The sequence below is a fragment of the Streptomyces sp. NPDC060198 genome (assembly GCF_042728415.1).
In the GTDB taxonomy this organism is placed as follows: Bacteria; Actinomycetota; Actinomycetes; order Streptomycetales; family Streptomycetaceae; genus Streptomyces.
In genome coordinates this window covers 1-12,461 of sequence record NZ_JBHWZJ010000210.1, presented here as the reverse complement: position 1 = coordinate 12,461, position 12,461 = coordinate 1, and the positions used below count along the sequence as shown (strand labels likewise).

Sequence of the window (12,461 nt, the reverse complement as noted above, 5' to 3'; positions counted from 1 at the left end):
CTTCCCTTCGTTTCTTGCGTTTCCGACTCTATCAGACTCTTATCGGTCCGATTCCCGGTCGAAGCGGGTTTCGCTTTCCAGTTCTTCGCTTTCGCGTTTCCCTTTCCGGCGAGTCCGACTCTACCAGACTCTCTTTCGTTCCGTTTCCGGTCCGAAATTGATTCCGGCGGCCTGTCGGGGGCCTTTGCCTGCGGTTGCCTTTCGGCGTTCCGCTACCGTAGTCCATTTCCTTGACGACTCATAATCGAGTGTTCGAAGCGAAATTCGGACATGCCGAATTCGCACCCGTCGGGGCGGATCGAAGGTAGTGGTTGGCCGCATCGGGGCCGATCGGCATGGTCCGAAGGACCGGTCCGACCACTGCACCCGTGTAAAGCGGCTCGGACCACATTAGGGGCTGCCCGAAGCCGCGTCAAGTCCGGCGCCGCCTCGGGGCATGGGCACGGTAGGGGCTCACGGTCGGATCACCGTCGATCCAGAAGCGCCAGGGCTGATGGGCACCGTCACCCCCCACTCCCGTACGCGGACCGCTCCGCACCTGCTCGCGGGGCGGTGGGGTGCCGTGCAGGACGGACATCGGCTCCGGCGGGCCGGCGACGGCATCGCTTCCGTCGAGGCCCTGCATGAGTCACGTCTGAGCATGGACGGCCGCCAGCAGCACCCGTACGGTCACCTCAGGTGGCCCACCGGGCCCACGGGTCAAGGGGTTCCGCACGGCACGCGAAGAACTGACGCGGCTCACTGGCAACGGCAACGGCACGTGTGGAGAGGACGACTGCCCGAACGTCTACCGCACCGCTTCCGGATCCGTCGTGGTTCAGGGTGAGGTGTCCGACGCCTTCACTTCCCCGGTCTCTTCACAGGTGGACGCCCATGCCTTCGGGCCTGGACTCGGTCTCGTGCAGTCGGAAGCGACGGCGGCGATCTGGCCGAGGGATCTTGTACGAGACAGGGAGGACCCCGTTCAGGGAGCCCTCCCCCGCAGACTCGGTGTGGTGGCGGAGGGCGCGCTCTCGGTCAGGGACGTGCGCCCTGGTGATCCTCTGTGCCAACGCCGAGAGCTGCTCGGGCCGCCGCCAGGCGCTCCCTGGACTCGGCTATCCACCCCTCGCGCATGTCGAGCGGTACCGAGACGACGATCTGGGTGCCGGGCCCGTCATGGACTTCGACCACGTAGGGGTCTTCGGCAATGAATCGGAGGTAGGCCGTGCGTCCTGATTGGGGCCAGTCCGCCGTGAACGGCTCGTCGAGGTCGGCCTCCTGCTCGGCTTCCTCGATGGCGTCCAGAAGCCGACCCCAGTCGGAGAGGTCTTTGGAGTCGAACCCCAGGTAGACCGTTCCGTTCACGAAGTCGCTGGTCACGACGGCCTCTGCGTCGTAGTACCGGACGCCCAGGCTTTCGAGGGTCGGCTCGGTCGAACGCATACGAACGCTGACGCTCTGGCCAGGGTCGGTCAGCCGGATCAACTCGATCACGTCGGGCTGTGTGTTCGTGTCCATGGCGGGAACCTACGGCAGGCTCTCAGGAACGACACTGACGGGTGTGCGTTCCGCGTCCGCCGACAAGCACGTGATCAGCCACTCGACCGGCCGGGAACGCATCGCGCGCCGCACTCGCGGACGATCACGCATCGCCTGGCACAACTCCCGCACCGCCTCGCCGACGGGCCGTCAGCGAGGCGCGCAGCGGCTCAGGCTCCTGCGGAAGGCTTGGCTCTCGGGCTCAGTCGGTACGCCGAGACCGTCGGATCACCGGCGAGGTAGAACCGGTGTTGCCAGTCGTGGGCTTTGCTCACGCCTACCCGAGGACCAGCCTGGATGAGCGCGGCAGGTACCGACTCCCCCTCGGACAGCACGACCGAGGTACCTGTCAGGAGGTCTGCGCCGTTGTGCTCTCCCGTAATGCCGAGAGCCTGACAGAAGTTGCCCGGGCCTCTGGCAAGGCGTGGGCTCTCGGCCCTCTCCCCTCGTCGCTTGCGTGCCAGGTCCTCCCCCTCGATGACCCTGCCTGCCCGGATGAGGACGGCCGAGGCGATGCCGTCCGTCCCGGTGACGACGTTGGCGCACCAGTGGAGGCCGTGGGACCGGTACACGTACAGGTGCCCTGCGGGCCCGAACATGACCGCGTTACGGGGTGTCCTGCCTCGGTAGGCATGGGAAGCCGGGTCGGCCGCGCCGGAGTACGCCTCGGTCTCCGTGATGGCAATGCTCACGGTTCCCTCGGGGGTCTCGCAGGTGAGTACACTCCCGAGCAGCTTCGGGGCGACTTCTTCGGCAGGGTGGGCGAGGAGATCGACGTTCATGCTGACTGCCTTGACATGCCGTACGTGAAGTAGACGTACGCGTGACCCGGCGGGCCGTACATCACCCCGTTGCGGGCCGTTCTGCCGCGGAAGGCGTGGGATCCGGGGTCGATCTCGCCCGCGTACGCCTCCACTTCGGTGAGGCGCAGTTCGATGGGCCCGTCGGCGGTGCGTCGTACCAGCGTGCGGCCGAGCAGGTCCGGGGCGACGTCCAGGACGTCGCGGTCGAAGAAGTCACGCGTCAGCGGCATACGGTCCTGGGCGGTGTCCATGGCGACCGAGGGTACTGGCGGAACCGTGGGGGGAACCGGCTACCGTCAGGGCGCGTATGTAGGGGTCAGACACCTATAAGGAGAAACCATGGGCTTCAAGCGGCTGCTCGCGAGCATCGGCGCCGGCGGCGCGTCGGTGGAGACGGAGCTCGTCGAGCTCAACGTCGTCCCCGGTGGCGTCGTCCAGGGCGAGGTGCGTGTCCAGGGCGGTTCCGTCGCCCAGCAGATCCAGGGGATCTCGGTCGGCCTGCAGGCGCGGGTCGAGGTGGAGGGGAACGACCAGGAGGTCAAGCAGGACATCGAGTTCACCAAGCTGCGGCTCGGCGGTGCGTTCGAGGTACAGGCCGGTGCCGTCCACGTGGTGCCGTTCGGGCTGGAGATCCCGTGGGAGACGCCCATCACCACGTTCGCGGGGCAGAACCTGCACGGCATGAACATCGGGGTGACGACGGAGCTGGACATCGCCCGCGCCCTGGACTCCGGTGACCTGGACCCGATCAACGTCCACCCGCTCCCCGCCCAGCAGGCGATCCTGGACGCGTTCGGGCAGCTCGGCTTCCGCTTCCGCAGCGCGGACATGGAACGCGGTCACATCCGGGGGACGCGCCAGCAGCTGCCGTTCTACCAGGAGATCGAGTTCGTACCGCCGCAGCAGTACCGCGGCCTGAACCAGGTCGAGCTGTCCTTCGTCGCCGACGACCGCGAGATGGACGTCATCCTGGAGATGGACAAGAAGGCGGGACTGTTCAGCGAGGGCAGCGACTCGTACCGCTCCTTCCGGGTCGGTTTCGACGACTTCCACCAGACGGACTGGGCCGCCTACCTCAACCAGTGGCTCGCCCAGGTGGGCGGTCAGCGCAACTGGCTGTGAGCGGCGTCCGGCGGATGATGGCCGGATACCGGCTGACACCTCTCCCCCGGACGTCGTGCGCCGGGTCGTGCGGGCGGCGGGAAGCGTGTCCGGCATGATCCGTGGGAGACGTCCCGGTCCCGGTGGGGAGTGCCCACCGGGACCGGCCCACAGGAAAGGTGTTGCTGTGACCGATGCGAAGAAGCCCCCGCTCCCCCACGACTTCCACCCCGAGGTGCCCGCGTTCCGCGTGGTGAGCGACGATCTCGCGCCCGGCGCCGTGCTCGCGGACGCGCAGGTGCACGCGCGGGGCAACACGTCCCCGCAGCTGCGGTGGGAGGGGTTCCCGGCCGGGACGAAGAGCTTCGCCGTGACCTGCTTCGACCCGGACGCGCCCACCGGCAGCGGCTTCTGGCACTGGGTGCTGTTCGACATCCCGGCCTCGGTCACCGAGCTGCCGGCCGGCGCGGGCAGTGGTGCCTTCGCCGGGCTGCCCGAAGGAGCCGTGCACGCACGCAACGACTACGGGTCGAAGGACTTCGGCGGCGCCGCCCCGCCGGCCGGCGAGAACCACCGCTACGTCTTCACCGTGTACGCCGTGGACACGGAGAAACTCGGGCCGGACAGCGACACTTCCCCCGCCGCGGTCGGATTCAATCTGCGTTTCCACACGCTGGGACGCGCGCAGTTGATCGGTGAGTACGCCTCTCCCGAAAGCTGAGCGTTCTTCTCCCGTTTGCCCTGCCCCGGTCTTGGAGAGATCTGGGCAGGGCACTTTTTATTGCGTTGTCCCACACGGCCCGCCCAGCCAGAGTTGGTCCGGGCCCGCCGGGGGGCGGGCGGCACAAGGGAGGTGGGCAGGATGCGTGACACGCTGGTCCTCAACGCGAGCTTCGAGCCGCTGTCGACGGTGACCCTCAATCGTGCGGTGGTCCTCGTCCTGACGGACAAGGCGGTCGTCGAGCAGGCGGATCCCGGCCTGCGCATGCGTGGTGCCGCCGTCGACATCCCGGTGCCCCGCGTGATCAGGCTCTGCAGGTACGTACGCGTGCCGTTCCGAAGACAGGCGCCGTGGTCGAGACGGGGGGTCCTCATACGTGACCAGCACCGTTGCGCGTACTGCGGGCGGCGGGCGTCCACCGTGGACCATGTCGTGCCGCGCGCCCAGGGCGGCCAGGACACCTGGCTGAACACCGTGGCCTCCTGCGCGGAGGACAACCACCGCAAGGCGGCCCGGACGCCGGAGCAGGCGGAGATGCCCTTGCTGCGCCAGCCGTTCGTCCCCTCGCCCGCCGAGGCGATGCTGCTGGCGATGGCGTCCGCCGACCGTTCCTCGCTGCCGGACTGGCTGGACCGCACCGCCGCCTGAGCCCGCCGCCCGAGGCCGTCGCGCTTCTCCTGAGTCAGCCGGTCGGGTCCGATCGGCATACGCCCGATGGCGTACCGGAAGCCCGTCTCCATGGGGGAGGCGGGCTTCCGCGCGTCAGCGGAGCAGCAACTGGACGAGGGCGCAGACTCCGACCGCCACGACGAGGCAACGCAGCACGGTGGGGCTGAGGCGGCGGCCTACCCGGGCGCCGATCTGGCCGCCGATGGTGGAGCCGACCGCGATGAGGAGGACCGCGGTCCAGTCGAAGTCGGCGACGAAGAGGAAGAAGAGCGCGGCGACGCTGTTGACGATGGCTGCCAGGACGTTCTTGACGGCGTTGAGGCGCTGGATGGTGTCGTCGATCAGCATGGTCATCAGGGAGAGGTAGATAATTCCCTGCGCGGCGGTGAAGTAGCCGCCGTAGACGCTGGCGAGGACCAGGCCGACGGCGAGCAGGGGGCCGCCCTCGGGGTGGGCGGGGGTGCTGGAGCGTTCGCGGCGGCGCTGCACGGCCCTGCTGATGCGTGGCTGGAGCACGATCAGTACGAGGGCGAGGGTGACCAGGACCGGGACGATCGTCTCGAAGGCGGTCGAGGGCAGGGCCAGCAGGAGGGTGGCTCCGGCGAGTCCGCCGACCAGGCAGCTGATGCCCAGTCTGATGACGCGTGGGCGTTGGCCCTTGAGCTCCTCGCGGTACCCGATGGCCCCGCTGACGGAGCCGGGCACGAGGCCGAGGGCGTTGGAGACGGTGGCGGTGACCGGCGGCAGGCCGACGGCGAGCAGTACCGGGAAGGTGATCAACGTGCCTGATCCGACAATGGTGTTGATCGTTCCCGCGGCGGTGCCGGCGGCGAGGACGGCGAGCATTTCCCAGAGGGACATGCCACTCCTTCGGTGATCGGTGACGCATCCCCGCCATGAAGGTCGGGGTGCCGCACTGATCATGCACGAAGCCCGGGACGGGCCGGACGGGGGCCCCGTGAAGGGGGTTTCGCCGTCCGGCCGCGCTCCCGGGTCGTGTACCCGGGGTGGCGGGTCAGTCGACCGGGGGCTCCTCGCGGCGCTCCTTGCCCGGGCCGCCGGCCCCACCGGTGTTGAAGCCGGGGGCTCCACCGCCGAGGTTGCCGAAGGCGCCGCTGAGGCCCTTGAGGGCGTCGCCGATCTCGCTGGGCACGATCCAGAGCTTGTTGGCGTCCCCCTCGGCGATCTTCGGAAGCATCTGGAGGTACTGGTACGAGAGGAGCTTCTGGTCCGGGTCCCCCGCGTGGATGGACTCGAAGACCGTCCGGATGGCCTGGGCCTCGCCCTCGGCGCGCAGGGCCGTGGCCTTGGCGTCACCTTCGGCGCGCAGGATCGAGGACTGCTTCTCGCCCTCGGCGGTGAGGATCTGGGACTGCCGGATGCCTTCGGCGGTGAGGATCGCGGCGCGCTTGTCGCGGTCGGCGCGCATCTGCTTCTCCATCGAGTCCTGGATGGAGGTGGGCGGCTCGATGGCCTTGAGCTCGACGCGGTTGACGCGGATGCCCCACTTGCCGGTGGCCTCGTCCAGGACGCCGCGCAGGGCCGCGTTGATCTCCTCGCGGGAGGTCAGGGTCCGTTCCAGGTCCATGCCGCCGATGATGTTGCGGAGGGTGGTGACGGTGAGCTGCTCGATCGCCTGGATGTAGCTGGCGACTTCGTACGTCGCGGCGCGGGCGTCCGTCACCTGGTAGTAGATGACCGTGTCGATGTTGACGACCAGGTTGTCCTGGGTGATCACCGGCTGCGGCGGGAAGGGCACGACCTGCTCACGGAGGTCGATGCGGTTGCGGATGGAGTCTATGAACGGGACGACGATGTTGAGCCCCGCGTTGAGCGTGCGGGTGTAGCGCCCGAAACGCTCGACGATGGCGGCGCTGGCCTGCGGGATGATCTGGATCGTCTTGATCAGGGCGATGAAGACGAGCACCACCAAAATGATCAGGACGATGATGACCGGTTGCATCGTGTGCCTCAAGCCCTTCGATAGCCGACGGATCCTGGTGATCGGGTCGCACTCTCACTGCTTCGGACCGGGCGAGTCGACATGATCGACTTCGAGTGTCGCAGAACTCGCCCTGCCGCGTGGCCGGTTCGGTCACATGACGACGGCGGTGGCTCCGTCGATGTCGACGACGTCGACCTGTTGGCCCGGCTCGAAGCTCTGGGTCTCGTCGAGCGCGCGGGCCGACCAGACCTCGCCCGCCAGCTTGATGCGTCCGCCCCCGCCGTCGACGCGTTCGAGCACGACGGCCTGGCGTCCTTTCAACGCGTCGATCCCCGAGGAGAATTGGGGGCCGTCTCCCCGGTGGCGCGCGGCGACCACCCGCACCACGGCGACCAGCGCGACGGAGACGACGACGAAGACCAGCACTTGGGCCACGATCCCGCCGCCGAGGGCGGCGACGATCGCCCCCGCGCCCGCACCCACCGCGAACATCCCGAACTCCGGCATGGCGGTGAGGACCAGGGGAATTCCCAGCCCCACCGCCGCGATCAGCCACCACACCCACGCGTCCATGTCGTCATGGTAGGACCGCATGTGCCCCAGGGACAGGGGCCCTGTGGGGCGGGATCCGGCCAGGGGTGTCCGGTCCCGATCGGCCGGAGACAGCCCTTGGGGCGTTTCGGACGGGAGGCCCTACGACAGGGGCAGTCCACGCGCGGTGTAGCGGTCGCCCTGGTGCTCGACGACGAGCGGCAGACCGAAGCAGCGGGAGAGGTTGCGCGAGGTGAGCTCGGTCTCCATGGGGCCGGCGGCGAGCACCTTGCCCTGCCGGATCATCAGGACGTGGGTGAATCCCGGCGCGATCTCCTCGACGTGGTGGGTCACCATGATCATGGAGGGGGCGTACGGGTCGCGGGCGAGGCGGCCGAGCCGGCGCACCAGGTCCTCGCGCCCGCCGAGGTCGAGTCCGGCGGCGGGCTCGTCGAGCAGGAGCAGCTCGGGGTCGGTCATCATCGCGCGGGCGATCAGGGTGCGCTTGCGCTCGCCCTCGGAGAGGGTCCCGAACTTGCGGTCGAGGTAGTCGTTCATGCCGAGCCGGTCGAGAAAGGCGCGGGCGCGCTGCTCGTCGACCTCCTCGTAGTTCTCGTTCCAGGTCGCCGTCATGCCGTACGCGGCGGTGAGGACCGCCTGCAGGACGGTGAGGCGCTTGGGGAGCTTCTCCGCCATGGCGACACCGGCGATGCCGATGCGCGGGCGGAGCTCGAAGACGTCCGTGCCGACCCCGCCGAGCTGCTCTCCGAGGACCCTGGCGGTTCCGGTGGAGGGGAAGAGGTAGCTGGAGGCGATGTTGAGCAGCGTCGTCTTGCCGGCGCCGTTCGGGCCGAGGATGACCCAGCGCTCCCCCTCCTTGACCGACCAGGAGACGTCTTCCACCAGAGCGCGTCCGTCGCGGACCACGGATACGTCCACCAGCTCCAGTACATCGCTCATGAGCGCGTTGTCTCCCCATGCAGTGTCGAGATCGTCGCGTGCCGGAGGGCACAGCTCCCACGCAAAACTTACGCCACCCCGGGAGTGCTCCGGCCGCGAGGTCCGTTCCCGCCGACAAGAGCGCGGCAGCTCTTAGGCTGTTCCCATGCTTTCGGAACCACGCTCAGGGCTTCTTGCCGCCTGGGGAAACGCGCTGCTCGCCGGACTCGTGTCACCGGACGACGCGGTGGACGCGATCGTCAATGAGGACGCGGTGCACCGCGTCGAGGGACTGCCCGGTGAGGCGGGGCCCGTCGGGCTCACGCTGGCGCTGGGGCGACTGCGGGGGCTGGGGGTGACGGGTTACCGGGTGGCGCTGCCGGCCCCGGGGCATCCGCTGGGGCTGAGCGGTCCGCCGGAGTTCAACGCGCGGGCGCTGGAGGCCGAGGAGGCGGTGGTCGCCTCCGGGGCCGCGTTCGGACTGGTGCCGGAGGTGACCGAGGCGGGGCCGCCCGGCGACACGCACGTCGAGGTGGTGTGGCGGGTGACACCCGTACGAGAGGCCCCGCCGGCGGACGTGCCGTCGCTGGGTGAGGCGGAGCGGGAGCTCGCGGAGGCGCTGCGGGACGCGACGGCGCTGCTGTCGCGGCTGGACGTGGCGGGTTCCGGGCCGGTGGCCGAGGCGGCCCTCGACGCTTACCGGGCGCGGGCGGAGCGGGGACGTGAGGTGCTGGCGCCGGGGTACCCGCCCCGGGCGGTACGCGTGCTGGAGCTGGCCCAGCGGGTGGGGCTGCTGATCACGCTGGCGCACGAGAACGGGCACGGCGGTGCGGTGAGCGCCTCCGAGATCGCGGCCCGGGGCGAGGCCCTGCGCCCGGTGGAACGGGTGGCGCGCAGGGCGCAGGTGGCCGCGTACAACGCGTACGTGGAGGAGGGCGAGCGGGGGCGGCGGTAGCCGCCTCCGGGCAGGGGCGGCCTTCCTCGCCCCCCGGGCTGTCCCGGCCGGACCGGCTGTCCCGGCCGGACCGGCTGTCCCGGCCGGACCGGCTGTCCCGGCCGGACCGGCGTTCTCCGTCGCCCGGGTCCGCCGGGTGCCGGTGGTTCGCCCCGGGTCAGCCCGCCATTCCGTTGCGCACGGCCCAGAGGGCGGCCTGGGTGCGGTCGGCGAGGTCCAGCTTCATCAGAATGTTCGAGACGTGGGTCTTGACGGTCTTCTCGGACAGCACCAGCGCGCGGGCGATCTCGCGGTTGGACCGGCCGTCCGCGATGAGGCCGAGCACTTCGCGCTCCCGCTCGGTGAGGGTGGTGCCCCGGCCCGTACCGCCCCCGGTGTCCTCCTGGGCGAGGAGCGCCCCCGCCACTTCGGGCTGGAGCAGGACGTGGCCCGCGTGGACGGAGCGGATGGCGCCTGCCAGGGCGTCGGGATCGACGTCCTTGTAGACGTAGCCGGCGGCTCCGGCACGCAGCGCGGGGACGACGGTCCGCTGCTCGGTGAAGCTGGTGACGACGAGGACCCGCGCGGGGTTGGCCAGCTCGCGGAGCTTGCGCAGCGCCTCGATGCCGTCCATGCCGGGCATCTTGATGTCCATCAGGACCACGTCGGGGCGGAGCGCCTCGGCCTGGGCGACGCCCTCCGCACCGTCAGAGGCCTCTCCGACGACCTCTATGTCGTCCTGCACCTCCAAGAAGGTGCGCAGTCCGCGCCGTACCACCTGGTGGTCGTCGACCAGCAGCACGCGGATGGTCTTGTCAGCCACCGGGGATCTCCATCTCGATCGTGGCGCCCTCGCCGGGCGCCGATTCCACGTTGAGGGTGCCGCCGACGCTGTGCGCGCGGTGGCTCATCGAGACGAGGCCGAGGTGCCGGCCGGCTTCCCGGACCGCCGTGGGGTCGAAGCCCTGGCCGTCGTCGGTGATCCGCAGCACGGTGGCCGCGCCGCGCCGGGTCAGGGTGACGGTGACGCGGGCGCCGCCGGAGTGGCGCAGCGCGTTGTGCAGGGCCTCCTGCGCGACCCGGAGCAGCGCCTCCTCCTGGGCGGCGGGCAGTGCGCGTACTCCGTCGCTCCCGAAGGTGACCCGTGCGCTCTGGGCCCGGTCGAGGACCTGGACCTGGGTACGGAGGGTCGCGACGAGGCCGTCTTCGTCGAGCGCGGCGGGGCGGAGTTCCACGACGGCGGCGCGGAGTTCGTCCACGGCCTCGGCGGCGAGGGCGGCGACCTGCTGGAGCTCGCCCTTGGCGCGCGCGGGGTCGCGGTCCACCAGGGCGGCGGCGGCCTGGGCGGTGAGGCGCAGGGAGAAGAGCTTCTGGCTGACGGCGTCGTGCAGTTCGTGCGCGAGACGGGAGCGCTCCTCGGCGATGGTGAGCTCGCGGCTGCGTTCGTAGAGGCGGGCGTTGGTGAGGGCGATGGCCGCGTGCTGGGCGAGGATCGAGAGGAGTTCCTCGTCCTCGGCGGTGAAGCCGCAGCTCCCCTCGGGTTTGGGGCACTTCTTGTTGGCGAGGTAGAGGGCGCCGATGGTCTCGTCGCCGTCCTGGATGGGCAGGCCGAGGAAGTCCGACATGTCGGGGTGGGCGTCGGGCCAGCCACCGAAGCGGGGGTCCTTGCGGACGTCGCTGAGCCGCTCGGGCTTCGCCTCGTGGAGCATCGCGGCGAGGATGCCGTGCTGCCGGGGCAGCGGGCCGATCGCCTTCCACTGTTCTTCGCTGACGCCGTCGACGACGAACTGGGCGAAGCCCCCGTGGTCGTCGGGGACGCCCAGGGCCGCATATTCGGCGTCGAGCAGATCGCGGGCGGAGGCGACGATCGTCTTGAGGACGTCGCGCACGTCCAGCTGCCGGCTCATCGCGAGCAGCGCTGCGCTCACGGCGGCAAGACCCGACGGTCGGAGGTGGCTCATACGCCTCACGGTACCGGCGGCGCGCGAGGCCGGTATCGGCCTGTGGACGGCGTCGGCCGGGGTCTTCGGGCGTAGGTCCGTGGGCCCGGACGTCGGGCGCACCTGGGCGTGCGTCCGACGCCGTCCTCCTTTGGCTCCGTCTTCCGCGCCGTCGGGAAATCTCTTGACAGTGCGAGTTGCTCTTGCAACGCACAGTCAGATCGGCGATCCGACCATGTGAGCCCACGCATAGGACTCACGTCACGTACGAAGCCCGCTAGTGGATGAATAGGGGCGATTTAGCCGGTCATGACCGCCCTCCATGAAACGGACATAAGTCTCTGATCCACTACCCGACTTCGTACGTCACACCTTTGCCAGGGCATTTTGCGGTCGCTAAGAATTGCACTTGTCCACCTGACAGAGAGGCGCACCGCCACTCTCCGTCTCCGTGTCCCGCGAGGGTCACCCACGACTCGAAGAGGTACGTCTGTGATGTCCGCGTCCCGCATATTTGACCGAACCCGTCGTCTGAACACGACGCAGAAGCTCTCCGCCGCCGGCGTCTCCGCGCTGGGTGTCGCCGCCCTGACGTTCTCGTTGGTTCCGAGCAACGCGCAGGCCGAGAGCACCAACGCCTCCGTGGCGGCGTCCCCGGTCGTCTTCGCGTCCGGAGCCGACTCGGCCCGGGCCAAGGCTGTGCAGGACAGCGTGATCGAGCAGAACACCACCGCCGCCAAGCTGGTCAAGGCCGCCGACGCCGCGAAGGCGAAGGACGAGGCCGCCCGGAAGAAGGCCGTGGCCGACGCCAAGGCCCTGACCGACGCGAAGGCCGCGGAGCGTGCCGAGGCCGCGGCGAAGGTCAAGGCTGCGGACCGGGCGAAGGCCGACGCCGCGAAGCGCTCGTCCGGCGAGACCGCGAGCCGTTCCGCCGAGCGGAAGCCTGTCTACGCCGACAACCTGAACGGCTGGATCCAGGAATCCCTCGCGATCATGAAGGCGAAGGGCATCCCCGGTACGTACGAGGGGCTGCACCGCAACATCATGCGCGAGTCCAGCGGTAACCCGCAGGCCATCAACAACTGGGACGTCAACGCCCAGAACGGCATCCCGTCGATCGGTCTGCTCCAGGTCGTCAAGCCGACCTTCGACTACTACCACGTCGCCGGCACGGTCCACAGCCAGTACGACCCGGTCGCCAACATCACCGCCGCGGCCAACTACGCGGCCGACAAGTACGGCTCGATCGACAACGTCGACAGCGCGTACTGACCGGTTCCTCGCGCCACGACCGCGGGCCACAGGACCGAGGACGGCCGAAACCGCCGGAGGGCGGCACCCGACAGGGGTGCCGCCC

13 protein-coding genes and 2 pseudogenes are annotated in these 12,461 nt (G+C 69.7%); 5 read left to right on the top strand and 10 right to left on the bottom strand.

Going from position 1 to position 12,461, the window contains the following annotated elements; all coding sequences use genetic code 11:
- Nucleotides 1–412: 412 nt before the first annotated feature.
- The 4 genes and pseudogenes from ACFWEP_RS23050 to ACFWEP_RS23035 all read right to left on the bottom strand — a co-directional run.
- A pseudogene (locus ACFWEP_RS23050) lies at nucleotides 413–622 on the bottom strand (3-methyladenine DNA glycosylase); the annotation flags it as partial.
- A gap of 395 nt (nucleotides 623–1,017) precedes the next feature.
- Nucleotides 1,018–1,500, bottom strand: coding sequence for a DUF5959 family protein (locus ACFWEP_RS23045; protein ID WP_387372400.1), 483 nt, complete (start codon nucleotides 1,498–1,500; stop codon nucleotides 1,018–1,020).
- A gap of 191 nt (nucleotides 1,501–1,691) precedes the next feature.
- Complete coding sequence (locus ACFWEP_RS23040) at nucleotides 1,692–2,303, bottom strand: DNA-3-methyladenine glycosylase (protein ID WP_387372399.1); 612 nt, start codon at nucleotides 2,301–2,303, stop codon at nucleotides 1,692–1,694.
- Nucleotides 2,304–2,317: 14 nt separating this feature from the next.
- A pseudogene (locus ACFWEP_RS23035) lies at nucleotides 2,318–2,575 on the bottom strand (DNA-3-methyladenine glycosylase); the annotation flags it as partial.
- Nucleotides 2,576–2,663: 88 nt separating this feature from the next.
- Between ACFWEP_RS23035 and ACFWEP_RS23030 the strand changes: the two are divergent.
- From ACFWEP_RS23030 to ACFWEP_RS23020, 3 genes are all read left to right on the top strand, one after another.
- A complete protein-coding gene (locus ACFWEP_RS23030; protein ID WP_387372397.1) occupies nucleotides 2,664–3,446 on the top strand; it encodes a sporulation protein in 783 nt (260 codons plus the stop codon).
- Between the two features lie 166 nt (nucleotides 3,447–3,612).
- Entirely contained in the window at nucleotides 3,613–4,146 is a 534-nt protein-coding gene (locus tag ACFWEP_RS23025; protein ID WP_387372395.1) for a YbhB/YbcL family Raf kinase inhibitor-like protein, read from the top strand.
- A 141-nt stretch (nucleotides 4,147–4,287) separates the two neighbouring features.
- On the top strand, nucleotides 4,288–4,794 hold the full coding sequence (locus ACFWEP_RS23020) for an HNH endonuclease (protein WP_387372393.1): 507 nt from the start codon (nucleotides 4,288–4,290) through the stop codon (nucleotides 4,792–4,794).
- Nucleotides 4,795–4,908: 114 nt separating this feature from the next.
- Here the strand turns inward: ACFWEP_RS23020 and ACFWEP_RS23015 are convergent, their stop codons facing one another.
- From ACFWEP_RS23015 to ACFWEP_RS23000, 4 genes are all read right to left on the bottom strand, one after another.
- Nucleotides 4,909–5,676 (bottom strand): sulfite exporter TauE/SafE family protein, encoded by a 768-nt coding sequence (locus ACFWEP_RS23015; RefSeq protein WP_387372390.1) that lies wholly within the window; start codon nucleotides 5,674–5,676, stop codon nucleotides 4,909–4,911.
- 154 nt (nucleotides 5,677–5,830) lie between these two features.
- Nucleotides 5,831–6,778, bottom strand: a complete 948-nt coding sequence (locus tag ACFWEP_RS23010; protein ID WP_387372389.1) for an SPFH domain-containing protein — start codon at nucleotides 6,776–6,778, stop codon at nucleotides 5,831–5,833.
- A gap of 132 nt (nucleotides 6,779–6,910) precedes the next feature.
- On the bottom strand, nucleotides 6,911–7,333 hold the full coding sequence (locus ACFWEP_RS23005; protein ID WP_328722469.1) for an NfeD family protein: 423 nt from the start codon (nucleotides 7,331–7,333) through the stop codon (nucleotides 6,911–6,913).
- A 120-nt stretch (nucleotides 7,334–7,453) separates the two neighbouring features.
- Nucleotides 7,454–8,251 (bottom strand): ABC transporter ATP-binding protein, encoded by a 798-nt coding sequence (locus ACFWEP_RS23000; protein WP_387372387.1) that lies wholly within the window; start codon nucleotides 8,249–8,251, stop codon nucleotides 7,454–7,456.
- Nucleotides 8,252–8,396: 145 nt separating this feature from the next.
- On the opposite strand from ACFWEP_RS23000, the gene ACFWEP_RS22995 reads away from it, so the two are divergent.
- The gene (locus tag ACFWEP_RS22995; protein ID WP_387372385.1) at nucleotides 8,397–9,185 is read left to right on the top strand and encodes a hypothetical protein; all 789 of its coding nucleotides are present in this window, start codon (nucleotides 8,397–8,399) and stop codon (nucleotides 9,183–9,185) included.
- 157 nt (nucleotides 9,186–9,342) lie between these two features.
- On the opposite strand, the gene ACFWEP_RS22990 is transcribed toward ACFWEP_RS22995, so the two are convergent.
- Complete coding sequence (locus ACFWEP_RS22990) at nucleotides 9,343–9,987, bottom strand: response regulator (RefSeq protein WP_387372382.1); 645 nt, start codon at nucleotides 9,985–9,987, stop codon at nucleotides 9,343–9,345.
- On the bottom strand, nucleotides 9,980–11,125 hold the full coding sequence (locus ACFWEP_RS22985) for a GAF domain-containing sensor histidine kinase (protein ID WP_387372380.1): 1,146 nt from the start codon (nucleotides 11,123–11,125) through the stop codon (nucleotides 9,980–9,982). The genes ACFWEP_RS22990 and ACFWEP_RS22985 overlap by 8 nt, the downstream gene beginning before the upstream one ends.
- Nucleotides 11,126–11,599: 474 nt before the next feature.
- On the opposite strand from ACFWEP_RS22985, the gene ACFWEP_RS22980 reads away from it, so the two are divergent.
- Nucleotides 11,600–12,376, top strand: a complete 777-nt coding sequence (locus ACFWEP_RS22980; protein WP_387372379.1) for a transglycosylase SLT domain-containing protein — start codon at nucleotides 11,600–11,602, stop codon at nucleotides 12,374–12,376.
- Nucleotides 12,377–12,461: the final 85 nt, after the last annotated feature.